General features: G+C 62.1%; 22 protein-coding genes. 12 read left to right on the top strand and 10 right to left on the bottom strand.

Translation table 11 applies throughout. From position 1 onward, the window contains the following. Positions 1-7 precede the first annotated feature (7 nt). From AC3WLF_RS13480 to AC3WLF_RS13445, 8 genes are all read left to right on the top strand, one after another. Positions 8-1,342, top strand: a complete 1,335-nt coding sequence (locus AC3WLF_RS13480) for a sensor histidine kinase (protein WP_492317979.1) — start codon at positions 8-10, stop codon at positions 1,340-1,342. A 456-nt stretch (positions 1,343-1,798) separates the two neighbouring features. After that, positions 1,799-2,824 carry an acetamidase/formamidase family protein gene (locus AC3WLF_RS13475; RefSeq protein ID WP_035827381.1) on the top strand — a complete coding sequence of 342 codons (1,026 nt, stop codon included), beginning with the start codon at positions 1,799-1,801 and terminating at the stop codon, positions 2,822-2,824. Positions 2,825-2,856: 32 nt separating this feature from the next. Continuing rightward, a complete protein-coding gene (locus AC3WLF_RS13470) occupies positions 2,857-3,066 on the top strand; it encodes a XapX domain-containing protein (protein ID WP_492317980.1) in 210 nt (69 codons plus the stop codon). A 32-nt stretch (positions 3,067-3,098) separates the two neighbouring features. Beyond that, positions 3,099-3,290 carry a DUF1427 family protein gene (locus AC3WLF_RS13465; protein ID WP_010812533.1) on the top strand — a complete coding sequence of 64 codons (192 nt, stop codon included), beginning with the start codon at positions 3,099-3,101 and terminating at the stop codon, positions 3,288-3,290. Positions 3,291-3,387: 97 nt separating this feature from the next. Then, complete coding sequence (locus AC3WLF_RS13460) at positions 3,388-5,751, top strand: acetamidase/formamidase family protein (RefSeq protein WP_492317981.1); 2,364 nt, start codon at positions 3,388-3,390, stop codon at positions 5,749-5,751. Positions 5,752-5,943: 192 nt separating this feature from the next. Beyond that, the gene (locus AC3WLF_RS13455; RefSeq protein ID WP_492317982.1) at positions 5,944-6,630 is read left to right on the top strand and encodes a hypothetical protein; all 687 of its coding nucleotides are present in this window, start codon (positions 5,944-5,946) and stop codon (positions 6,628-6,630) included. Between the two features lie 231 nt (positions 6,631-6,861). Next, positions 6,862-7,359 (top strand): hypothetical protein, encoded by a 498-nt coding sequence (locus AC3WLF_RS13450; RefSeq protein WP_492317983.1) that lies wholly within the window; start codon positions 6,862-6,864, stop codon positions 7,357-7,359. A gap of 317 nt (positions 7,360-7,676) precedes the next feature. Next, positions 7,677-7,907, top strand: coding sequence for a hypothetical protein (locus AC3WLF_RS13445; RefSeq protein WP_492317984.1), 231 nt, complete (start codon positions 7,677-7,679; stop codon positions 7,905-7,907). Between the two features lie 247 nt (positions 7,908-8,154). Here AC3WLF_RS13445 and AC3WLF_RS13440 read toward each other — a convergent pair whose 3' ends face one another. Next, a complete protein-coding gene (locus AC3WLF_RS13440) occupies positions 8,155-9,111 on the bottom strand; it encodes a hypothetical protein (RefSeq protein WP_492317985.1) in 957 nt (318 codons plus the stop codon). Between the two features lie 1,115 nt (positions 9,112-10,226). Here AC3WLF_RS13440 and AC3WLF_RS13435 point away from each other — a divergent pair. Next, entirely contained in the window at positions 10,227-11,756 is a 1,530-nt protein-coding gene (locus AC3WLF_RS13435) for a DUF1254 domain-containing protein (RefSeq protein ID WP_492317986.1), read from the top strand. A gap of 226 nt (positions 11,757-11,982) precedes the next feature. Here AC3WLF_RS13435 and AC3WLF_RS13430 read toward each other — a convergent pair whose 3' ends face one another. From AC3WLF_RS13430 to AC3WLF_RS13410, 5 genes are all read right to left on the bottom strand, one after another. Beyond that, a complete protein-coding gene (locus tag AC3WLF_RS13430; RefSeq protein ID WP_492358362.1) occupies positions 11,983-12,939 on the bottom strand; it encodes a 2-hydroxyacid dehydrogenase in 957 nt (318 codons plus the stop codon). Positions 12,940-13,018: 79 nt separating this feature from the next. Then, positions 13,019-13,480 carry a type II 3-dehydroquinate dehydratase gene (locus AC3WLF_RS13425; protein WP_492317988.1) on the bottom strand — a complete coding sequence of 154 codons (462 nt, stop codon included), beginning with the start codon at positions 13,478-13,480 and terminating at the stop codon, positions 13,019-13,021. A gap of 16 nt (positions 13,481-13,496) precedes the next feature. Beyond that, positions 13,497-14,117: a glutathione S-transferase gene (locus AC3WLF_RS13420; RefSeq protein ID WP_492317989.1), complete on the bottom strand. Its 621-nt coding sequence runs from the start codon at positions 14,115-14,117 to the stop codon at positions 13,497-13,499. Between the two features lie 13 nt (positions 14,118-14,130). Further along, entirely contained in the window at positions 14,131-15,129 is a 999-nt protein-coding gene (locus AC3WLF_RS13415) for an NAD(P)H-quinone oxidoreductase (RefSeq protein ID WP_492317990.1), read from the bottom strand. Positions 15,130-15,201: 72 nt separating this feature from the next. Continuing rightward, positions 15,202-16,350: an ABC transporter ATP-binding protein gene (locus AC3WLF_RS13410; RefSeq protein WP_427309071.1), complete on the bottom strand. Its 1,149-nt coding sequence runs from the start codon at positions 16,348-16,350 to the stop codon at positions 15,202-15,204. A 422-nt stretch (positions 16,351-16,772) separates the two neighbouring features. On the opposite strand from AC3WLF_RS13410, the gene AC3WLF_RS13405 reads away from it, so the two are divergent. Both AC3WLF_RS13405 and AC3WLF_RS13400 read left to right on the top strand, forming a co-directional pair. Beyond that, positions 16,773-18,026 (top strand): flavin-containing monooxygenase, encoded by a 1,254-nt coding sequence (locus tag AC3WLF_RS13405; protein ID WP_492358361.1) that lies wholly within the window; start codon positions 16,773-16,775, stop codon positions 18,024-18,026. Positions 18,027-18,134: 108 nt separating this feature from the next. Further along, on the top strand, positions 18,135-19,280 hold the full coding sequence (locus AC3WLF_RS13400; RefSeq protein ID WP_492317991.1) for an alpha-hydroxy acid oxidase: 1,146 nt from the start codon (positions 18,135-18,137) through the stop codon (positions 19,278-19,280). Positions 19,281-19,326: 46 nt separating this feature from the next. Here AC3WLF_RS13400 and argE read toward each other — a convergent pair whose 3' ends face one another. From argE to AC3WLF_RS13380, 4 genes are all read right to left on the bottom strand, one after another. Beyond that, a complete protein-coding gene (gene argE, locus AC3WLF_RS13395) occupies positions 19,327-20,502 on the bottom strand; it encodes an acetylornithine deacetylase (RefSeq protein WP_492358360.1) in 1,176 nt (391 codons plus the stop codon). A gap of 59 nt (positions 20,503-20,561) precedes the next feature. Then, entirely contained in the window at positions 20,562-21,536 is a 975-nt protein-coding gene (locus tag AC3WLF_RS13390; RefSeq protein WP_354681834.1) for a LysR family transcriptional regulator, read from the bottom strand. A 109-nt stretch (positions 21,537-21,645) separates the two neighbouring features. Next, complete coding sequence (locus AC3WLF_RS13385) at positions 21,646-22,317, bottom strand: DUF1028 domain-containing protein (protein WP_492358359.1); 672 nt, start codon at positions 22,315-22,317, stop codon at positions 21,646-21,648. A 6-nt stretch (positions 22,318-22,323) separates the two neighbouring features. Then, on the bottom strand, positions 22,324-22,737 hold the full coding sequence (locus AC3WLF_RS13380) for a RidA family protein (RefSeq protein WP_010812548.1): 414 nt from the start codon (positions 22,735-22,737) through the stop codon (positions 22,324-22,326). Positions 22,738-23,127: 390 nt separating this feature from the next. Here AC3WLF_RS13380 and AC3WLF_RS13375 point away from each other — a divergent pair, with 390 nt between their 5' ends. Continuing rightward, entirely contained in the window at positions 23,128-24,153 is a 1,026-nt protein-coding gene (locus AC3WLF_RS13375) for an ABC transporter substrate-binding protein (protein WP_354681836.1), read from the top strand. The last annotated feature ends 84 nt before the right edge of the window (positions 24,154-24,237 follow it).

Raw genomic sequence — 24,237 nt, 5'->3', positions numbered from 1 at the left:
CCTGGAGATGGATGCAAAGGTAGCGCAAGCGGAAGACGGCCGCACCTCACTTGCCGGCGTCGCCCGCCATGCGTGGCAGACCGTGTTCGAGACCGCCGCGCGGGCCACCCTGCTGGACGAGGAGAGCGTCATCCGGCTGCGCCGGATCCAGATGGTGGGCGCGCTGGGCGTGATCGGACACCCGCTGTACTACGTGATCTGGTCCTACATCTTCCCGCAGCCCTATGAAAACCTCTGGCTGCGCCTGGTCTGCACCGCGCTGTTCGTGCCGCTGCTGTTCGCCTCCGCCTTCTCGGACCGTCGCTGGCTGCCGCCCTATGCGCTCTTTGCCATTACCGTAGGCCTGCCGTTCGCCTTTATCTTCTTCTACCTGGAGAATGGCGGCTCCATGGTGTGGGCCGAATCGGTCATCATCGCGGTGGTGATCCTGTATCACTTCAACACCGCGTTCGCGACCATTGCCTTGTTCTCAGGGGCCGCCGCAGCCATCGCCCTGTTCGTGCTGGCGGGCAACTCCATGGGCGTAATCCCGTGGGAGCCGGTACTGCTGCAGCTGCCGGTGATCGGCTTTGTCATCGCGGTGCTGGTGGTGATCAAGCTGGACCGCCAGTTGCTGGCCGAACAGAAGCGGCGCGGGATGGCCGCCGCGCTGGCCACCGTCGCGCACGAATTGCGCACGCCGCTGACCAGCCTGGCCATGACTGCCAGGGGCCTCAAGGCGCGGCTGCCGGCGGCCCTGGACCAGGACACGCCGCAGCGCGACGGCCTGATGCAGGCCGTGGCCCGGATGGAATCAGACCTGGCCCATATCAGCAACAGCATTGAACTGCTGGTCGCCAACTCCAAGAACCCGGACAACGCCACGCAGGAGCTGTTCGAACTGGGCGGTGTGATCCGCGACGCTGTCGGCCGGTTTCCGTTCGAGCACAGCGACCTGGATCTGGTCACCGTCGACCTGCCTGGCCCCGCCTACGTGATGGGCAACGCCCAGTTGTTCGGGCTGGTCACGACCAACTTGCTGAAGAACGCGCTGGAAGCGACCAAGCGCGCCGGCAAGGGCACCATCCATATCCGCTGCGAGGTCCGGCCCGACGCCGTCCATGTAATGTTCCGCGACACCGCCACTGGCGTGCCGCCGCAAGTGCTGGCCCGGATGTTCCAGCCCTTCTTCTCTTACCCGGCGCATCGCGGCACCGGCATCGGACTGGCGTTTTGCCAGAAGGTGCTGAACAGCTGGGGGGCAAGCATCAGCTGCCGCTCCGAAGAGCACGTGTTCACCGAGTTCGATATGCGCTTTCCCCGCAAGGGGAAATGGCCCGAGGCGCCATCGCAACAGCAATAGCAGGCGCCGGCATTGCCGGCGCCGCACAGCCACTTACACCACCCCCGGCGGCCTTCAGCCCCGCAACCTGCGCGGCATCCATCCCCGGGGCCCCTGCCATCCTCAGCATCAGCCCCGGGCGCTGCCGGGCTTCTGCACTGTCAAGGCGTTGTCGACAATTCCATAGATCGTTGACACGATGTCAACCAAGAATTAACAGTCCGCCGCGACCCGGCATCGTGCAGCGGGTTTACCTTAGTACGCAGCAACACAAGAGTTTGGGGTGAATCGCCCTACTGCCCCGCAACGCCCTGTCCCTAGTATTGACTCACCGCGCGGCGCCAGCAGGACTGCCGCGCGGTACCAGGCATACCCCGCCTGCCACGCATAGCCAGTGTCCCTGATTACCTCATCGAATCCAGCCGCTCACCGGGTGAACGGCTGCGGACACGGCTGCAAGAAAACATAGGAGACAACATGCTGCACGACCTGCCCGCCCGCCCCGAGACCGTCCACTGGGGCTACTTCGATGCCGCCAAGGCGCCCGCCCTGACCGTGAAAAGCGGTGACCTCATCCGCGCCGAAGCGGTGACCCACCATGCCGGCGATGCCCCCGACCTGATGATGGACGACGCCATTCGCGAGATCTTCCGGGCGATTCCCCACGACGACCGCAACCCCGGCGTGCACATCATGACCGGCCCCATCTATGTCGAAGACGCCAAGCCCGGCGACGTGCTGGAGGTGCGCTACCTGCAGATGATTCCGCGCTTCCGTTTCGGGGCGAATGCCGCGGCCCACTGGGGCCAGCTGTACAAGGAGTTCGAGAAGGAGCGGGTCACCATCTATGAGCTGGACCAGCGCTCCAACACCGCGCATGCCCTGTACGCCTTCGACTACCCCGGCAAGATGACCATCCCCGGCAAGCTCGTGGATGACCGGGAATGCTGCCGGCAGCCCGCGCTGGCCGGTGTGCGCGTTCCCGTGCGCCCGCATCTTGGCACGGCTGGCGTCGCGCCCGACGCACGCGGCCGCGTCACCACCGTCGAGCCCGGCCTGCATGGCGGCAATATCGACAACTGGCGCATCGGCGCGGGCGCCACCATGTACTACCCGGTGCAGGTGGATGGCGCGCTGTTCTCGATCGGCGACCCGCATATCTCGCAAGGCGACGGCGAGATCAGCGGCACCGCCATCGAGGCCTCATTGAACGTCCTGTTCCAGATCGTCCTGCGCAAGGACTTCCACTTCCCGTCGCCGCTGCTGGAAACGCCGGATTGCTGGGTCGTCCATGGCTTCCACGAGGACCTGGATGAAGCCGGCAAGAACGCGGCCCGCGACATGATCCACCTGCTGACCGAGCAACAGGGACTCTCGCGCGACGATGCCTATTCGCTCATGAGCGTCTCGGCTGACTTCGGCGTGACGCAGGTCGTCGATGGCACCCAGGGCATCCATTGCACCATGCCGCGCTCGATCTTCCCGCCCAAGGACAAGGGCTGAGCCGTCAACTCAATACAAAGGGAGAGCGCCGCATGCAATACGTCTATATAGGACGCAACGAACTGGTTGCACTGATTGTCGGCCTGGTCACCGGCACGCTGTATTCCTGGCTGAACCTGCCGATCCCCGCGCCAAACGTCACCGGCGGGATCTGCGCCATCCTCTTCACCTACATCGGCTATCTGATGGTGCACGCGTGGCGCAGGACCATCGCCTTCGGGCGGCCGCCGGAAAGCCGCTGAATCACGCGCAATTCATGAGATGGGGGAATGACATGGTGGAAATTGCATTGGGCAGCACCGAGCTGCAGGCCGCAGCCGTTGGCTTGGTGACTGGCGTTATCTACACTGCGGTACGTGCGCCGATACCGGCCCCGAACGTGCTCGGCGGGATCTTCGCCATCTTTGGCACGTTCGCGGGATTCGTACTGGTGGCCGCGATGCGGGGGCAGTTGCTGTTCGGCTAGCGGAGGGCCTGGCCTTCGCAAGAAATGCTTTGGATGCGCGGCGGACAGCAATGTCCGCCCGTTTTCGCTGTTGCAGCGTGATGCCAGGGAGGCTCAATTGCACCTTTTGCGTTTTTCCACCGAAGCCTATCCACGCAACCGGCGCGGCGCAGCCTGGCGTGACGAACTCCGCGCCGCACGCCTGCATTGCGAAAGCCTGTGCGCGGATCACACCCTGCACGGCACGATCGAGTCGCGGACCACCCCCGCGGGCATCGAGCTGACCTGCATTGCATCGGTCCCCCAGACGCTGGCCATCACCAGCGGCGACGGCCGCGGCCTGATGCTGCTGATGCTGACCGAAGGCGAAGCGCACCTCGCTGCGCCGGAACTGCGTGAACCGCTGCGGCCGGGGCAGGTGGTCTGCGTGCCGGAACACGCCGCCCGCAGGCTGGCCCTGGCCACCAGCTTCCGGATGCTGATCGTGCACATCGGCCAGGCATTGCTGAGCGCACGCATCACCGCCCCCTTGCCTCGCTCCGCGCTGGTGCTGAGCGGCGACGCCGCGGAACTGTTTGCCCGCCTGCTCCAGTCCATGGCGGCCAGCTTCGACACCATCGTGTCCGCAAACGCCAAGGCCATCCAGCCCTTCGACAACACCATCACCGCCTGCCTTGACGCCGCGCTGGCCGACAGCCAGCCCAGCGCACCGCCGGACATGACGCCCTCGCGCGCGGCCGTCTTTGCGCGCGTCTGCAGCCGCATTGACGCACGCCTTGCCGAGCCGGAGCTCAGCCTCGCCGCCATCGCCGCAGACGAGCGCATGTCGGCCCGCTACCTGCAGAAGCTCTTCGAGAAATCCGGCAGCAGCTTTTCCGCCTACCTGCGCACCAGCCGGCTTGAGCGATGCCGGGCCGACCTGGCCAACCACCAATACGACAAGCTCTCGGTCTCCGACATCTGCTATCGCTGGGGCTTTAACGACCCTTCGCACTTCAGCCACGCGTTTCGCGAACAGTTCGGGATCTCGCCCCGCGCCTACCGTGAGCAGGCCGCGAACACGCCCGAGCATCGCCCACCGCAGAATGTCTCCCGCGGGCTTCCGGCCCATGCGAAACGCGCTCCGGCCAGTCCTGGCGCGCCCGCGAACGATGGCTCTGCTGCGCGCCTGCAAGCGGCGCCCACCATCGTCCCCATCACCCAGGCCCGCTCGCACGCCGCGCGCCCGGAAGGCCGGCACCACTGGCTGCAGGCCACGGACAAGACCGTGCACTGGGGCTATCTCAGCCACGATCTGCCGCCCGTGCTCGAGGTCATGCCCGGCGACACCGTCACCATCGAAACCCTGACGCAGCACGCCTCTGACGACCGGGAACGCATGATCGACGGCGACGCCGGCGCCGAAAGCGTCTTTCACTGGACCGCGGAGCAAAAGAACGTCAACCGGCGCGGCGCGGGCCCCATCGACGCCTCGGTCTATGGCCGCGGCGCGGGCGAAGGCTTTGGCGTGCATATCTGCACCGGCCCGGTCGCGGTGCGCGGCGCCATGCCCGGCGATGTGCTGGAGGTGCGCATCCTGGACGTGCGGCCGCGCCCATGCTGCAACCCGCGCTTTGCCGGCAGGGCCTTCGGCAGCAACGCCGCGACCTGGTGGGGCTTTCATTACCGCGACATGCTGACCGAGCCGCGCGAGCGCGAAGTGGTCACCATCTTCGAGATCGATTGCGAACGCGCCGACAGCCGTGCGCGCGCGGTCTACAACTTCCGCTGGACGCCGCAGCGCGATCCGTTCGGCGTGCTGCACCCGACCATCGACTATCCCGGCGTGCCAGTCGACCACGACACCATCGTCAAAAACTACGACGTGCTGCGCGATATCGAGATCCCGGTCCGCCCCCACTTCGGCGTCATCGCCGTGGCGCCGGCGCAGGACGGCCTGATCGACTCCATCCCGCCCTCAAGCTTCGCCGGCAACCTGGACAACTGGCGCGTCACCCGCGGCGCCAGCGTCTACCTCAAGGTAGCCGTACCGGGCGCCCTGCTGTCGATTGGCGATCCCCATGCCTCCCAGGGAGACTCCGAGCTGTGCGGCACGGCCATCGAATGCTCGCTCACCGGTGACTTCCAGCTCATCCTGCACAAGAGCACCATGATCGACCGCGGCGCCCCCTTCGCCGACCTGAGCTACCCGCTGGTGGAAACCGCCGACGAATGGATCCTGCACGGCTTCAGCTCGCCGAACCACCTGGCTGAACTGGGCCAGATGGCGCAGAGCCATATCTACCTGAAGTCCACCCTGGACGACGCCATGCGCGACGCCTTCCGCAAGACACGCCGCTTCCTTATGTCGGTCAAGGGGCTGAGTGAGGACGAGGCGGTCGCGCTGATCTCGGTTGCGGTGGATTTTGGTATCACGCAGGTGGTCAATGGCAACTGGGGCGTGCATGCCATTATCAGGAAGTCGATGTTCAGCCGCGCCTAGCAGGCTGTCGCACGGCGCAAGACCCATATGCGTATCCGACGCTGGCCGCGAACGGCAGCCTGCTGGGCTGTCCCGTGATCGATAGCGCAAGCGCCCCGGCTACTGCCGGCGCGGCGCTAGCCATGGCATCATCGGCGGAAGCCTAGGTTATTGGGGCGCGGACTGGGTGGTCGATCAAATGGAGTGAGATAAGTGCTCAAGAAATTGCGCGACATGTTGACTCACAGGCGTATCGCCGAGGAGCGGAATCGAGCTCTCCGAGCACGCTTCGGCCGCTCGCGGGAAGAATTGCAACGTTTATTTGCTCGTCCGCTAGATGCGATGCAACTATCAGTGACTGAAAAGAGGCCATCTAAGTACCCTGAAATTTCCAGCTTATTACCCGGAGCGGGCATAAATGCCTTTTACGCTCACTTTCAGCTGGAGTCGGATAAGGTGCATGGGTTTATCGAAGACATTAAAATCGGATTCGATAAAATTGATGAGCACTTGTATATAAAACGCAGCGGCAATGAGGCTGTAGATTTTCTCATTTCCATTGCGTTCAGTAATGAGTTTACTGGATCAATAGTGTCAGTGATGACCAACGATACTTCGGTGTTTGATCGCATAGTAGTGGCCAACTCAAGTCCACCGCCTCCGTGGGTCGCCTTCCCGGAGATTAGCGAACCGCTTAAGCTGGGATTCCTGCAAGGCGACCTTGAATATTGGTGGGATAACTATTGGTCTCCATTCTGGGAATCCTTAACCGCCGAAGAGCGCGAGGCATATTTAGGAAGACACGGAGCCACCGAAGAATGGAAGCGTTGCATTTGGCTTCATGGAAGGGAGGCACGTGAGCTACTGGAAAGCGCGCTGTTTGAGAAGGATCAGGGATAGCATGACCTTCCGGCATGTTCCTGAAGGTGCGTCCGCAATGCGAGCATTACTCCTGAATTTCAATCGACCGATGACTGTCGAGCGCTTGATGAAGGAACTCATTTAAGAGGGGAGCAACCCCGCCGCCGGCCGGCCTTTCAGCAACTGCCGGGCGCCAACACGCACGGCCGAACGCTGCCTGCCGGCCCCTATAGTATCCTCGCGGGTTCCCCGACCCGTACCACGAGATTGATGCACCACACCGACGACGCGCTCCCCGAGCACGAATCCACCGCCATCCACGAACCCCGCCTCTGGCGCGACAAGGGCTGGACCGCCCGCGTCATCAAGAACGAGGATGGCGACGGCTGGGCAGTCGAAATGATCCGCGACGGCAGCGCCGAGCCCGCGCTGGTCGGGCCCTGGACCATGGGACGGAACAAGGTCGATCCCAAGCCGCTGGATGCCACCGCGCACCAGACGCTGGTGAAGACCGCTTCAGAGGTGATCCGGCGGCATGAGCAGCAACTGCATGCGCAGCTCAACAAGCAGGTCAGTATCGAGTCTGAATCCGGCACTGTGATTGTGAAGCTCGTCATTACGCCGGACGAATTCGAGCCCTTTGGCACGCTCACGGCTGAAGATGCCTTCGGCGATGTGCTGGCGACTGTGAAGGTGCGGCCCGACTTTCGGCTGACGCGGGACAGCGCCGAGCGCTGGGCCGCTGGCGGGTTCGACAGGATTCGCTAGGCAACTGCCTGACAACGAAGCGCCGGAAGATTGCGAATCGTCTGATCGCCATAGACGACAGAGATGGGGACACTAGAGCCATCACCGAGACAACGGTGATCGGGCGTACCAACCCGGATCTCATTACAGGTGGCCGTCTCATGCGGCCAAAGTCGCACGTCCACATCCCTCAGTTTAATGGCGGGCCGGGGCGGGGCAGCCGCAAGGCTGGCCGGACTATCCTGTTAATGAGCCGGTATTGGTACCCCCGCTGTCAGGCCCGCCACCCTTTTAATGCAGGTATCAGGCGGGACTTCCAACTTTGATAGGAGCTCGCAATGGAAGAACAAACCGCGTCGAAACAACAAACCGTCTTGATCGCCAATCTGGAAGATTGTCGCGAATCGCTGAATTGCATCAGTGCTGGATTGGACAGGGTGCTGGTTCTGTTGGAAGTGGAAAGCGAATGTTCGGATGCTTGCTTTGGTATCCGGTGCCTGGTGGAGATGATCAAGGCGAAGTTTGATCGGACGGCGGCGGAGATTTGTCCGGTGGCGTGGGGATGCTGATGTGGCCGGGGGTGTAGCTCCGGTGGGATGGAATAACCGCAGCTTCGGCTGCGGTTATTTTTTTGGGGGGGACGGTACGAGGCTGGCTGCCTGCGAGGAGCCACGAGAGCAGTCGCCTGACGACGATTACTACGACGACCTCTATGATGATCTATGTTTCAAGAAAGACTTAACCCCGGCGGCCCAGCGTCTCGGGGTTTTGTCGTTTAAGGTTCCTGCATTGCATTGAGAATCGCGCGGTGCGGGATCAGTTGATCCGCTTCAACACTGCCGGGGTACACTGCGAGCAGGACTTGTGGGAGATCGTCTTGTAGTTTGCGCTTATCGTGCCACTCCTTGGCGCACTATCCATCCAGCTTATCGAAGTACCATTGATGGAAATGTTGCGAACTGCATCGCTGGCCGTGTAGCCCGACGCATTCCTGACGACGTAGAGTCCCGTTCGGCCATCGGCATTGATAACGAGCCGGTGTTGCTGACTACTACCCTTGTTTCCCACGTACGTTCCTGCGGCTGGATGGGCGTTCGGTTCGCATGCCGGAAGCATCATCCAGTTGTGGTTGAGATTCTCGAGCTGGCTTTCCGTTCTATCGCGTGCGCGCACCACCTTCCTTCGGTAACGCGAAACCGATTGGTCATAGGCGCCGAGCGCAGGCCGCACCCCAGCTTCCAAGGCATACCAGTCCCACACAAAGGTTGATCCGATCACCGGGACATGGGCGGCTTGCCTCGTCATGTCGATCATGTACTTAAGCGCTTCTCGATTGCTGTCGATGCGCTTCTTCTGCTCATCTAGATCGCGCAATTCGCTCTTGTGAGCGGCTGCCTTACTGCTCAGCGCCTTCGCATTCTCCCTGAGCACCTCCACGGCTGCAGGTCGCGATGAACACTTGGCCAACGCCTCGGCTGAGACAGGTGTGAGCACTACATCTTTGTAGTCGCCCTCGCTTGCAGCGTCGAGTTTCTGTCCTGCTCGCCGGTAGCCGTCGACGAGCTTGCTCCAGTCGCTTCCAAAATGCTCGGCTCCAGGGTCTTCGCCGTTCTCAATGCGACGAAGAATCTTCTCGACGCTCACAATGTTCTCGTACGCCTCGTTTGCGTCGACTAACGCCTGTGGCAGGTCTGGCGGAACCTGCGCGAGAGATTGATGCCCTTGCAGAACAAGCATTGCAAACACCAAAACGTATCGATTCAGGTTTCTCATTTTTGCTCCTCCTCTATGGCTGCTTAACCGCCGACGCGTTTATACCGCATGTCTGTCACGTCAATCGCACCTACGCGGAACCCCCCTCCCAGCGCACCAGACAGACTACCTCCGTTGCGCACCGTTCGACTGCTGGACCAGGTGCGCAGGCGCATTCGCTTCCTGCGCCACGACCCGCGCACGGAGCAGGCGCGGCTGTTCGCCGCCTGGTTGACTCTTCTGAGCTTCCGGGTCTGGCCGATTACAGGACCATTCCTCCTCGATGGACCGCAATCGCTGCAAACCGGTTATGGAGTGCGTGAGGAGAAATTTGGGGTCGATAGGCGACCCTGGGTTTCCCTTACCACCGTAACTTCACAAGTTCCGTGAGCGTGGGAAATGGCCAGTCCTCATCGTCAGCCGAATTCGTCAAGCTTGTAGCGAGGGGAGTAAATGGCATTTGCCATGCGTTCCACAATGTCACCGGCCCCATGGACCAAATATGCCAAAGTTTCTCGCACCCGCTTTGGGTCGTTGAATGTTGGGAACTGTCGCTTCCACGTGGCAAGTCCTCCGTCGAAGAAGCGGAATCGATCGTGGAATGAATGAAGGGTCGCCAAGGCGTCGAACAAGTCGGAGTCGTTAGCCTCCATGATCGCCTCGCGGGAACCAAAGACGCGTTTGAGCCGGGGGTAGTTCGTGCCGACTATGCCCGCAGACGGCCAGTAGCGGTCATCGGGAAATTACAGTTGAGTGACTGCTCCTTAAGCTAGTTGCTGCCCCCTCGAAGACCGACAGACTACGTCTGCTGTCGTTGAACCAGTCATTCGGCACCTGTCGAGTCGCCGACTCGTTGAACCAACGACGGATATTTTTACTTCGCAACACTAAATCTTTCAATTGCCGAAGAGAGGATCCTTAAAGGATGATCCGTAACGTCATTGTGCCAATATGTGCCGCGAAACACCGCGGACGACTCGTAGCGAATAATGTGCGCGGGGCGCGGGGTTCATCATTGCATTTTCTGTGAGACGAAAACTATAGGATGACTCTTCGGGGTCGCCCGCGTTTTGGTCCCAAGCGAGCTTTTCGGCGCCTGAAGGCGGAGATCCGGAAATGATGAGAAGGAGGCGTTCATGTTGAACCGCTCGGAAAGCAGTCCAACGGTACTAAAGAGGGCTGTACTGGCCGTCGCAATAGCCACCCTCGCCACGCCGTCCGCCAGTGCCGACGAGCGGCAGTACAAAATGACGACGCTTATTCCGCCGCAGATCACGACGCCGGACAAGGTTGAAACGCGCATCGGCACGCTGCGCTTCTTCGATGGTGTGCCGACAGAGGATACCGCTTCCAAGGTCTATGATCAGCTGGATTTCAGCCGCGGCATCGAAGCTTTTCTCAACGGTATTCCCGGCGCCTCCATGGTGGGCCTGCGCACTGGCAGTCGCGCCGTCGGCGCAGTCAACGGAACGATCGGCATCTTTCAGGACCTGATGGATTCAAGGTCGCTGTACCTGACGGCCAATACCGAAAGCATTTACTACGCAACGTGGATTGACCTAAAGAACGGCCCCGTCGTCATCGAGAGTCCTCCTAACGTGCTGGGCGTAGTCAACGACTTCTGGTTCCGCTATGTTGCCGACCTTGGCAATGCCGGCCCTGACAAGGGCAAGGGCGGGAAGTACCTGATCCTGCCTCCGGATTACAAGGGCACCGTGCCGGAAGGCTATTTCACCTTCAAATCCCCGACCTACGGCAACCTGGTGCTGGGTCGCGGCTTTATGAAGGACGGGTCGACCCGGGCGGCAGTGGACAGCATCCGGCAGCATATGCGCGTCTACCCGCTCTCCGAGGCTGGTCGGCCGCACGAGCCGAACTTCGTCGAACTTTCTGGCCGGGAAATGAATACGGTGCACGCCAACGATTTCAGCTTCTTTTCCGAGCTTAACCAGATCGTCCAGGAAGAACCTGAGGATTCGTACGGCCCCGACATGATGGGCATCTTTAATGACATCGGACTGGTCAAGGGCCAGCCCTTTGCGCCCGATGCCCGAATGAAGAAGATCCTCACCGACGCAGTCGCCACCGGGAACGCCATTGCCCGTTCGATTGATTTTCGCAGCCGAGCCAAGGAAGCAAGAATCTATCCTAATGCCCACTGGAATACACCGTTCATTGGCGGCAGCTACGAATGGCTGACCAAGGGCGGGGCGCGCAATTTCGACGCGCGAACCATGTTCTTCTATGCGGCCACGGTCAACACACCCGCAATGGCCGTAGCGATGCCGGGGGTTGGGTCACAATACGCATCGGCCAATCTGGATGCGAACGGCCAGGCTTTCGATGGTGCAAAGACCTATCGTTTGCGCGTTCCCGCCGATGTGCCGGCCAAAGATTTCTGGTCGGTTGTCCTGTATGACACACAGACGCGCTCCATGTTGCAAACTGATCAGCGCTTCCCCAGCCTCTCCAGCCAGACCAAACCAAAGGCGAATCCGGACGGCAGCGTGGATGTCTACTTCAGCCCTAAGCGACCCACGAATGTTGACAATTGGGTACAGACGGTTCCGGGCAAGAGTTGGTTTACGATTTTCCGCCTCTACGGTCCGCTGCAGCCCTGGTTCGACAAGACCTGGAAGCTGCCGGATATCCAACGTGTCGGGTGATGTGCCCCTCTGCGTGATGACATGTCACCCAGCGAAACAGCAGTCTGATGTAGACGCCCGCTATGGAGAAAGCAGCCGGTCAGGGTTACTTGCCTGATTGGAACAAGCCGGGCTCGCGACCCGAGTCCCTTCTTCGCCGCCAAGCCAGAACCGCTTCGCTCCATTTTGATCGCGTCTCTCACCCCTTCCACGTGTCCGGCGCATTACGCCGGACGTAGTCCATACCTCAATATCCACGTGCTGGATCGATGATGTTCTCCGGCAATTCCCCGGCAGAAACGCGAACAATATTCTCCGCAATCTGCCTCGCCGCAGACGACGGAATCGCCACCGAAGCCAGGTGGGGTGTGATCAGCACATTAGGCATGCTCCACAGCGGATCCCCGGCAGGCAAAGGTTCGCGCTCGAAAACGTCCAGGGTTGCCCCGCCGATGTGGCCGCTTTGGAGCAGGTCCGTAAGCGCCGCCTGATCGACCAGTGCGCCCCGCGCGACGTTGATGAAGGCCGCGCCTCGCGGCAGCCGCTCGAGTCGCGCCCGATCCAGGATGCCAGCCGTCTGCGGCGTGAGCGGCAGCATCACGACGACAATGTCCCCCTGTCCGAGCACGGTGTCGAGCGTTTCCAGTCCTGCAAAGCATTCCACGCCTTCGATCTGCGCCGGGCTGCGCGACCAGCCGATCACCTCGAACCCCTGGCGCTGCAGTTCGTGCGCCGCTCTCGCGCCCAGCTGACCGAGCCCCAGAACCGCCACGCGGATGTCTTCCGGAGAACGGGGATGACGGTAGGCCCACTCACCCCGCCGCTGCGCCTGCTCGAAGTACGGGATGTCCCGGGCGTGCCGCAGCACAGCGAACAGCACGTACCCGGCCATCATGCGCGCCATCTGCGGGTCCGTGAGCCGTGTGATCGGAATGCCTTGGGGAAGGTCCTGCCGCTGAACCAGTGAATCAACCCCCGCCCCCAGATTGACGATCAGGCGCAGGTTCGTCATCCCGGCAAAGAAATTCTCCGGCGGTTTCCAGGCGAGCGCGTAGTGAATGTCGGCCGGCCGGGTGATTTCGCTGGAGTGAATGACCTTCAGCTTCGGGAGCTGGGCCTGGAGCGCGCGCTTCCACGTGTCGAAATCGTCGAATGCGCTGTAGAAGGCCAGCGCGCCCGAGGGGGTGTCTTCAGAAATTGGCATCTTGGCAACTGCATTGAGAATAATGGCAAGGACGACAGCGAGAGTACATCTTGCTGCCGTTCAGCGTGTGCACGGGAAATCAGACCGCTGCTCTGCCCTTCTGCACCAGCCGCGTGACGGCCTCGATGGCAAACTCGTAGCCGTCGCCGCCCAGCCCGGCGATCACGCCATCCGCCACCTTGGAGATGTAGGAGTGGTGGCGGAACGGCTCGCGCTTCCAGATGTTGCTCATATGGGTTTCGATGATCTTGCCGGGGAAAGACAGCAAGGCATCGAGGATCGGAATCGACGAGTAGGTCAGGCCGGCCGCATTGATGATGATGCCGTCCGCCACGCCGCGCGCTTCCTGGATCCAGTCGACCAGCTGTCCCTCGTAGTTCGACTGCAAGAAGCGCAGGTCGGCATTCAGGGACGCGGCCTTTTTCTCGCATCGAGACTGCAGCACCGGAAAGCTGTCGCTGCCGTAGGTCTTGTTGGCGTCCAGGCCATATAGATTGGCGTTGGGGCCGTTCAGGAACCAGATGGTGATTCTCTCGCTCATGTTCTGCCTCTGTATCTCAACCTTCGTGGGGGCGCGTGGCCTGCATGGCGGGCAGGCTTTGGAAAGCCTCATTCCAGCGTGCCGCGTTGCGGTATTGGGCGCGCCAGTCGAGTTCGGGAAACCGGAAGTCCAGATACCCCAGCGCGCAGCCAATGGTGATTTCACCGATGGTGGGCTGTTCTTCCACCAGGTCCGGTGCGATGGCGTCGATTGACTCGAGGCAGGCGCTGACTTTCGTCAGCAGCGCTTCGCGCCACGTGGGCCACTGGACTTCCTCGGGGCGCGCGGTCCGTTCGTAGCGCGCGAGCAGCGCGGCGTCGAGCAGGCCATCGCCGAGCGCCTGGCGGGTCAGGGCCGTCCACCGCGCGGGGCCGGAGGCGGGAAAGATGTCCGCGGCGTCTGCCCGGCTGGCCAGGTACTCGCAAATCACCCGGCTGTCATAGATGGACTGGCCATTTTCCAGGATCAGCGTCGGGACTTTGGCGAGCGGGTTGTGGGCCGCGATGCGCGGGTCGCGCCGCACCGGATGGGCGGCGCTGTCCAGCAGCTCGATGGATTCGGCCTGCCCCGTCAGGTGTGCGCAGACCATGACCTTGCGCACGAATGGCGAGGTCGGAGCGAAAAGGAGTTTCAGCATGGTTAATTGGCCTCTAGGGGATCAGGACCAGCTTGCCGAAGACCTTGCCGCTTTCCAGCATCTGGTGGGACGCGACTGCTTCCGCGAGCGGGAAGGTGGCGTGGATGCGCGGCTTGACCCGTCCGTTCTTCAGCAGCGGGATGACATGGCGGGCAAGGCTCTGGGCCATCCGGGTCTTTTCGTAATGGCTCTGGGGGCGCATGGTGGACGAGTGCAGGCTCAACTGGCGCTGCATCAGCGTCAGCAGTTCGACATTGACCGCCGAACCCTGCATGAAGGACAGGCTGACATGGCGGCCGCCGAAGGCCATGGCGGCAAGATTGCGGCGGACATAGTCGCCGCCGACGATATCGATGACCACGTCGACCCCGCGCCCATCGGTGTGCTCCAGGCAGGCCTTGGTGAAATCGGTGGTGGGCCAGCAGATCGTCGCATCGGCGCCCATGGCGCGCAGTTCCGGAAAACGGCTTTCGTCGTTGTCCGTGACGATGACGGTTGCGCCGGCGGCATGCGCCATGCGGATCGTGAGCGTGCCGATGCCGCCGGCTGCACCGTGGATCAGGACGGTTTCGCCCATGGCCAGGCGGCCCAGCTCGAACAGGTTGTGCCACACGGTGAACAGCCCCTCGGGCAAGGCGGCTGCCTCAACATCGGAAAGCGTGCCGGGCACGATGAAGGACTGATCGACCGGCGCCGTACACCACGGCGCATAGCCGCCGCCGGGCACCAGGCTCATCAGCCGCTGGCCCATCAGCTGGCTGTCCACACCGGGACCGCAGGCGACCACTTCGCCGCAGACTTCCAGCCCGAGCACGTCGGTGATGCCGGGCGCGGGCTTGGCGATACCTTGACGCTGCATGATGTCGGGCCGGTTGACGCCGGCGGCGAGCACGCGTAGCAGGACTTCGCCAGCACCGGGCTCGGGCATGGGGCGCTCGGCCAGCGTTAGCACACCGGCGTCGCCGGGTTCACGGGCGATGATGGCTTGCATGGAGCGGGGAAGACTGGTCATGGGTGTGTTCTCTCAGGCGGCGTTGTCTGACGCGTTGTGTCATGCCTTCGCGTTGCGTTCTTGCATCTGCTCTTACGTCCGCTTCTGCGGACTGAAAATGCTGACACCCTCATCTGGCAGCGCAAGTCCCGCGACCGAGCCGATGGGCCATTGCTGCATGGCGCCCAGGCCCGCACTGCGCACCGTGACGACCTGACGGGCCGTCATCGGAATGTCCACGTCGATGAACGTATTGATGTGATCGCCCTGGTAGACGTGATTGATCACCGTGCCGCTCAACACCGATTCGGCATGCAAATGCTCAAGCTTGATGTGCTCCGGGCGCACGTACACGTCCAGCCTTTCCCCGTCGTGCGATGCGTCGGCCAGGCGGGCATGTGGAAAGCTGATGAGCCCCGAGCCTAGGCGCAGTTGCACGTCCGTTGCCGTCTGGCCGTGATAATGCGCTGGCAGGATATTCACGTCGCCCAGGAAGGACGCCACGAACGGGTCTTGCGGGTTCTGATACAGATCGGCCGGCGACGCGATCTGCCGAATGGTGCCGTTCGACATCACCGCGATCCGGTCGGACATGGCCAGCGCCTCGCCCTGGTCGTGGGTGACGAATACCGTGGTCAGGCGCAAGCGGCGCTGGATTTCCCGGATCTCTACCTGCATGGAGCCGCGCAGGTTCTTGTCCAGGGCCGAGAAGGGCTCGTCCAGCAGCAGTACCTTGGGCTGGATCACCAGCGCCCGCGCCAGCGCCACGCGCTGCTGCTGGCCGCCCGAGAGTTCGCGCGGCTTGCGGTGCCCGAGGCCGTCCAGCTTCACCAGGTCCATCACCTGCTTCACGCGCTGTGCGATTTCGTCCTTGCCCACGCCCCGCATACGCAGGCCATAGCCGATATTGCGCTCGACGGTCATGTGGGGAAAGAGCGCGTAATTCTGGAAGACGATGCCGATCTGCCGCTTGTGCGGCGGCTCGCAGGTCACCGGCTGGCCATCGATGAAGATCTCGCCGGTGTCGGCTTCCGCAAAGCCTGCGATGAGGTTGAGGAGCGTCGTCTTGCCGCAGCCGGACGGGCCCAGCAGGGTGAGGAACTCCCCGCGTCGTATCTTCAGCGAGAGCTCGTGCAGCACGGTGTGGTCGTGATACTTCTTGACCACCCGTTCCAGGCTGACTGCGGTATCGGGCTGTGCGTTGTGTTGCTGTGCGGCAGGCTCGGAGTTGGCTACGTTCATAGGTGTACAGAGATTGAGGAGTATGCCGTGCTCCAGGCTTGGGCCCAATGACATCGAGGCCGAGCTGGTACTGGCAAGCAGGATAAGTCAAACAGCCAGTATCGGGACTTTGCAGAAACTGATGCGGTCCCTCGGAAAAAACGAAATGCCCGGTTTCTGCGCCGGCGGCGCGGATGCGATGGCCGGGAACGCCTTGTGGTGCGCGGGTGGTGCGCGGGTGCGGGGTGGCGGTGCGGCACCCTTCGGCCGGCGCTTTACTTTTTCCTAAGTCCTGAGTTTGAAAAACGTGATTTTCAAACGAGGTGGGCTTCATCAAACTGGCCACCGTCGATGAGCGATGTCTCCAGGGCGCCAGTACGCCTTGCCGTCGAAGCTTCCGTGCCGGGGCGACTGACCGGGGCGATCATTCTTAGGAAATTCAAATGTCAGTGGAAAAAATCAACACCGTGGTGGTCGGTGCTGGCCAGGCGGGCATCGCGATGAGCGAGCATCTCGCGCACATGGGTGTGCAGCATGTCGTGCTGGAACGCAGCCGAATCGCAGAACGCTGGCGCTCGGAACGTTGGGATTCTCTGGTCGCGAATGGACCGGCCTGGCATGACCGTTTTCCCGGGATGAAATTCGAAGGCATTTCGCCGGAGACCTTTCCGTCGAAAGAGCGCATGGCCCAGTATTTCGAGAGCTATGCCGCCATGCTGAAGGCGCCGGTCCGTACCGGCGTGGAAGTCAGGCGGGTGGAACGGCATCAAGGACGTCCCGGCTTCAGGGTGACGACATCCGACGGCATCATCGACGCAGACAACGTCGTTGCCGCAACCGGCCCGTTCCAGACGCCGGCCTATCCGAAGATCGTGCCTGAGAGCGAAAAAATCCGGCAGCTGCATTCCTCGGCCTACAAGAATCCGGACCAGTTGGCGGAAGGCGGGGTGCTCGTGGTGGGCGCGGGCGCTTCCGGCTCACAGATCGCCGAAGAGCTGCGCCAGGCCGGCAAGACGGTTTACCTCTCGGTCGGCGAGCATTACCGCCCGCCGCGCGCGTACCGTGGCCGTGACTACTGCTGGTGGCTGGGCGCCCTCGGCCTGTGGGATGAAGTGAGGATCCGGCCCAAGAAGGCGCACGTCGCTTTCGCCGTGAGCGGCTATGAAGGCGGCAAGACCGTTGATTTCCGGCGCCTGGCGCACGCGGGCATCAACCTGGTCGGCCTGACCCAATCCTACAAGGATGGCGTCATGACGTTCGAGCCAGGCCTGCCCGAGAACATCGCCGAGGGCGACCGCGCCTACTTCGACGTGCTGCGCGAAGCGGATGCCTATATCGAAGAGAATGGCCTGCCGTTTCCGCCGGAACCTGACGCCTGGGAGCTGCTGCCGGACCCGGAGTGCCTCAAGCACCCGATCCTCAGCCTCGACCTCGCTGACGCCGGCATCACCACGATTCTCTGGGCGACCGGTTTCAAGTTTGATTTCAACTGGCTGAACGTGAAGAATGCCTTCGACGAGAAGGGAGATCCGTTCCACAAGCGCGGCATCTCCGCGGAAAGCGGCATCTATTTCCTGGGCCTGCCGAATCTGGTCAACCGGGCGTCGTCCTTCATCTATGGCGTCTGGCACGATGCGAAATACATCGCTGACCATATCGTGCTCCAGAACGGCTACATGACGTATGAGCGGTCTTGAGCTTGTTCTTGAGGCTGCACGGTGACCTGTCATTGGTAACGAGGTTGCACGCACGAGCTGCCGGATCGGGTGATCCGGCAGCTTTTTGTTTTTCTCAAGGGAGTTCCCATGGCCGAGATGACGTGCATTGAAGACCTGCGCAGGCTGGCGAGAAAGCGCGTGCCGCGCATGTTCTATGACTATGTCGACGGCGGATCGTGGACCGAATATACCTACCGTGCCAACGAGGCGGATTTTCAGCGTATCGAATTCCGCCAGCGCGTGGCGGTTGACATTACCGAGCGCAGCACCGCCAGCACCATGGTGGGCCAGCCGGTCAGCATGCCGGTGGCGATCGCGCCCACCGGGTTGACCGGCATGCAGCACGCCGATGGAGAAATCCTGGCCGCGCGCGCGGCGAAGCGGCACGGCATCCCGTTCACCTTGTCCACCATGAGCATCTGCCCGATCGAGGCGGTGGCGGAAGCGACCGGACGCCATCCGTTCTGGTTCCAGCTGTATGTGCTGCGCGACCGGACCTTTGTCGAAAGCCTGATCGACCGTGCCAGGAATGCCAATTGTTCGGCGCTCGTGGTCACGATGGACCTGCAGGTCTTCGGCCAGCGGCACAAGGACAAGAAGAACGGTCTGTCCACGCCGCCCAAGCCGACCCTGCGCAACCTTGTGAACATGGCGAGCAAGCCGCGCTGGTGCATGGGCATGCTGGGTACCAGACACCGTCAGTTCGGCAATATCGTCGGGCATGCCAGGGGCGTCGACAATATCGGGTCGCTGGTGGAGTGGACTCAGGAGCAGTTCGATCCGCGTCTGTCCTGGCAGGATGTTGAATGGATCAAGAAGCGATGGGATGGGAAGCTGATCGTCAAGGGCATCCAGGACCCCGAGGATGCGCGGCTGGCGGTGGCAAGCGGCGCCGATGCCATCATTGTGTCGAACCATGGCGGGCGCCAGCTGGACGGCGCCGCGTCATCGATCTCCACATTGCCGCGCATCGTGGAAGCCGTCGGGGATCGGGTGGAAGTCCATATGGATGGCGGCATCCGCTCGGGCCAGGATGTGCTCAAGGCTATCGCGCTCGGGGCGCGTGGCACGTATATCGGTCGCGCCATGATGTATGGCCTGGGCGCCCTCGGCGAGCAAGGCGTGACCACGGCCTTGAACATCATTCAGAACGAGCTTGATCTCTCCATGGCGTTTTGCGGCAAGACGGATATCCAGTCGGTCGACCGCAGCATCCTGCTGACTTCATTTTGATAGCGTCCTGAGGCGTCCGGGCCGAAGCCGGCCAGGACGCCAGGACTTATTGACAGAGAAATTCGACGAGGCCGGCCAGCATGCGGTCGCAGGCTTCGATCTGCGCCAGCTCCACATACTCGTCGGCCTTGTGTGCGACTTCAATGCTCCCGGGCCCGCAGATCAGCACTGGCGTTTCGTTCCAGCTCTGCTGGAACAATCCACCCTCGCTGCCATAGTCCACCCTGGCGCATGGGGTGCCCGCGGGGAGCAGCGAGGCAAGCAGGCCGACAGCAGGCGAATCCTCGCGCGTGTTCAGGCTGGGATAGCTGTTTGTCATCTGGATGTCTGGCAAGGGCGCCGCAGGATCCAGCGCCTCATTTTTGACGCGCTCGGCCAGGCGTTCCAGGACGCGCTTCAGGATCTCCTCGGGTTTATCTTCCGAGACATTGCGAATCTCGAAACTGACTTCGCATTCGCTGGGCACGATGTTCAAGGCGCGGCCGCCGTGGATGACGCCAGCGTGGACCGTGCTGTAGGGCACGCCGTAGCCCTCCTCGCGAGGGCCGCTTTGCGCGAGTTCACGCTGCAGGTCCCGCAGGGATGCGACGAGGTCGCTGGCCATGTGGATGGCGTTGAAGAACCTGGGCGCCAGGCCTGAGTGGCCGGCCTGGCCGCAGCAGACCGCCCGGTAGGCAGCCTTGCCCTTGTGACCGGTGCCGATCCGCATCAAGGTCGGCTCGCCGACAATGCACAGGTAGGGTGCGGGGAGGCTGTTCTCCAGGCGGCGCAGCAGGTGGCGCACGCCAACGCAGCCGATTTCCTCGTCGAAGGACAGCGCCAGCTGCAAGGGGCGCCGGAGCGGCTGCCGGGCGGCTGCCACCATGGCGGTGACGGCGCAGGCCACGAAGCCTTTCATGTCGGCTGTGCCGCGTCCGTAGATGCGGCCATCCCGGTGCGTTGCCTCAAAAGGGGGGGAAGTCCAGGGCTGGCCTTCCACCGGCACCACATCGGTATGGCCGGAGAGCAGGACGCCCGGAACGCCCACCGGACCAACCGTCGCAAACAGATTGGAGCGGCTGGGGTCTTGCGGGTCGGGCGCGAGCATCGATTCGATGCCGGCTTCCGCCAGGATGTCCTGGACCTTGTGGATGAGCGCGATGTTCGGCGTCAGGGAAACCGATGCGAAAGAAATGAGCGTTTCCAGGAGAGAGACGCTTGCTGAGGAGGCTTGATTTTCCATCTCTGGCCCTTCTTGAGGGGGCATTGCCGAAACACGGCATGGCCGATGCGGCTGGCGCTTCAGGACGCCGATTTCAGCGGCGCTGCTATATGGGGATCGAAGAAACTTGGAGCGCTCATTCCGGGGATGTATTGGTCGGAGATATAAGCGCGGCAGCGTTCCATGAAGATTCTCGTCAATCTTGACTGTTTCATCGGCTTGTAAGTCGCCAGGCCGAGCAGCATGGGCCGATGGGTACCGGCAAGGCGGACCCGCACCATGCGCTTTCCATCGAGCGACTGATCGGATTTGGGGCGCACATTGAAGAGTGCGTAGCCAATGCCGTTGGCGACCATGGACCGGACCACTTCCGTGGACTGCGAACGCGCCGCGATGTTCGGCGTCACGCCGGCCTTTTCAAACAGGGAGGTGAAATAGTCCCGGCTCATCGGCATATCGAGCAGGACGTAGGGTTCGGGCGCCAGCTCTTCGAAGGAGACGACTTTCTGCTGCGCCAGCGGATGGACCTCGCTCACCAGCACATAGGGCGGCATTGTCGCCAGGCTCTCGAACTGGATGTCGTCCTCAAGGTGCAGGTCGTAGGTGATCGCCACGTCGATCTCAAGCGCATGGAGCTTGTTCATCAAGACTTCCTGATCGCCTTCGACCATCTGCAGCTCGATTTTGTTGAAGGCGCGCGAAAAGCCGAAGATAACCTCGGGCGCAATCATTGCCGTGAGCGACTGGAAGCTTCCCACCCGCAAGGTGCCCTGGATGACGTCGCTCGAATCGGAGGCGATTTCATAGAGTCGGGACGACCGTCCGAGCATGTCTTCGCAGTGATGCAGGACCAGCTTGCCGATGGTGGTCAGGCCAATGCCCTTGGAAGAATGGCGCACGAACAGCTGCACGCCCAGTTCGGCCTCGATATGGGCGATCGCTGCGGAGATCGAGGGAGAGGAGATATGGATTTGCGTCGACGCAGCGGCGATGCTGCCATGCTTCGCCGTTGCGACGAAATACTCCATCTGGCGCAGGGAAATGCGATTGAGCATGTCGAGATCAGGAAAAGGGGAACGGTCCAGTGTACTGGAGAAGGTTTGCCCTTTCGAGTGCCGGCTGCCTGGCCGGCGCTGTCACGCTTCATTCGATGCGTCGGACTGGTCACAGGTTTCCGGGAACGCCAAAGCTGGGCGCTGCACGGGGATCGAGCGCCCGCTTGACATAGTCCTTCAGCTGCGGCGCATAAACCTCCCAGGCGGCATGGAGGGCCTCGACCGGATCGTTTTCTACCCAGTCCAGGCGCAGATCCACGACAGGCCAGTTTTGCGCATCGTACACCAGCAGGCCTGCCGAGTGCACCGGACCCTCCTCGCCGCCGGCGGCCTGGCCGGCGAGCATGGCCTGCATCAGCCGTTCTGCGAGCGCGCCTTCGGTCTGCTCGAAGGCCGACAGCATGGCCTGGGGCACGTCACGCGTCGCCAGCATGTTGCCCGCGCATGCGGCATGGGTGCCGACCACGCTTGCCAGGGTGCCCAGCGCCTTGGCACCGGTGAAAACCACTGGCGGGTTGTGCGCGTCGATGGCCATGAGCTGGCGATACTCGATATGGGGGCGCTTCTGCAGCTCTGCGAGGGCGCGTTCCGGCGTCAGGCCGCTGGCCATCAGGTCCAGCGCGAGGGGCCCCAGATCCGGGTCGGTAATGTTCTGGCTCGCGGCGGCGCCGACCCCTTTGCGGCCGCGGATGCAGCGCGAGGCAACCGCCGGTGACGAGGACGCCACGGCAGCGCCGAACTGGCCGGTGGCGGGGCACCGTGCAATGATGGAGAAGGTCATGGCAGCTCAGTCGGGGATGACAGCGGTGGCGTCGATCTCTACCAGCCACTCGGGGCGGGCCAGAGCCGATACGACGATGCCGGTCGAGACCGGGAAGACACCCTTCAGCCAGCGGCCCACGACGCGATAGACCGCCTCGCGGTAGCGCGGGTCGATGATGTAGATCGTGATCTTGCAGATGTCCTCGAGCTCGCCGCCGGCTTCCTTGAGCAGCATCGCGATATTGGCCATGGCCTGCTCCGCCTGTCCGGCGACGTCCCCGATGCACACGCTCTCCGAGGTGTCGAGGTTCTGGCCGATCTGCCCTCGCAGAAAAACGGTACGGCCGCGCGCGACAACGGCCTGGCAAAGGTCGTTGTCCAGGTTCTGTTCCGGGTAGGTGACTTTGGTGTTGAAGGTGCGGATGCGGGTATGCTTCATGGTCGATTCGGATCGATTCGGCAGGTGGCGGGAGATTGGGGGCGATGCACCCGACTGCATGGTCATGTGCAGCCGCTGGCGGCGCCATTTGTATTTTCCTGCCGGCCGTTTAGGAATTTCCGAATACCACCGAACCTCACACGGCCGCTAACCTGCTCCAGACGGCGGAACCATCCACAACCCCATCGGGAAATGTGAGGCACCCCTACGAAAAAGCCGACTTGGCCGCCTGGTACGACTTTCACATCATAGGCTCCGTAATTCGAAGTCATTGCGTCAACGTGATTGCGTCAGCAACGCATCTCTTCTTGTGATTGCATTGCCCGGTGGCACGTTCCAGCGTATTTCCAGTTCTATCAGATGTTTATCTTTTCGATTGGGGGTTAGTAAATGACGATTCGCAAGCTTTTGGCACTTTGCGCGCTCTCCGCCACGCTTGGCAGTACCGCGGCATGGGCCCAGGAAGCCTTGGTGGTGAGCACCTGGGGCGGCAGTTTCCGCGACCTCATCGATGAAAGCATCGGCAAGGAATTCACGCGGCAAACCGGGGTGCCGGTCAAGTACATCACGGGCGGAACCATCGACCGCCTGAACAAGGCGAAGCTTGCCTCCAAGCCCGAGAGCGACGTTACCTTCACGACTTCCCACGTCGGCTGGCTCTACGCCAACGGCAATCTGTTTGAAAAGCTGGATACGAGCAAGATTCCGAATTACAAGCATCTGGTCGAGCGCGCCAGGATCAGCCCGTATCACATCGGCAGCTGGGCCTATGTCTACACCATCGGTTATCGCGCCGACCTGGTGCCGCCCAGCGTCAAGTTCGAGAGCTGGAACGACCTGTGGAGCCCGGCCCTGAAAGGCAAGATAGGCGTGCCCGACTTCGATCCGAGCCATGTGGTCGCGGTTTCGGCCATGCTGTCGGGTGGCGATGCGCAAAGCTGGGAAAAGGGGCAGGACAAGCTCAAGGCGCTCAAGCCCAACTTCAAGGCGTTCTATACCAATGACGCCAATGCGCAGCAGTTGATCGCCACCGGCGAAACGCCCGTGCAGGTCATCCTGTCGATCAACGCCTATCACATGATCAGCCAGGGCGTTCCCGTCAAGTTGGTCACGCCCAAGGAAGGCGCGGTGCTCGGCATCGATACCATGGCCATCACGAAGGGCTCCACCAAGGCCGATCTGGCTTACAAGTTCATGAACATCGCCTTGTCCCCGGAAGTCCAGTCGAAGATCGTGGCCTTGAAGAAGGCCAGCCCCGTCGTCGACGACGCCAAGGTTTCGCCTGAAGACGCCAAGCTGCCCGGCGTGTTCACAACGAAGGAGCAGTGGGACAAGGCCATCCTGGTGGACCACAAGCTGCGCGCCGAGAAGACTGCGGAATGGCGCAAGTGGTTCACTGAAAACGTCATGAACTGAACCCGACAGTAAGAGTATGGAGGGAGGGTCGCCGCGGCCATGCGCCGCGCCGATCCTCCCTCGCCGATTGAGCATCTGGAATAA

Source organism: Cupriavidus sp. FW306-01-F10A, from assembly GCF_058782785.1.
This window is presented reverse-complemented; position numbering and strand designations above follow the sequence as displayed.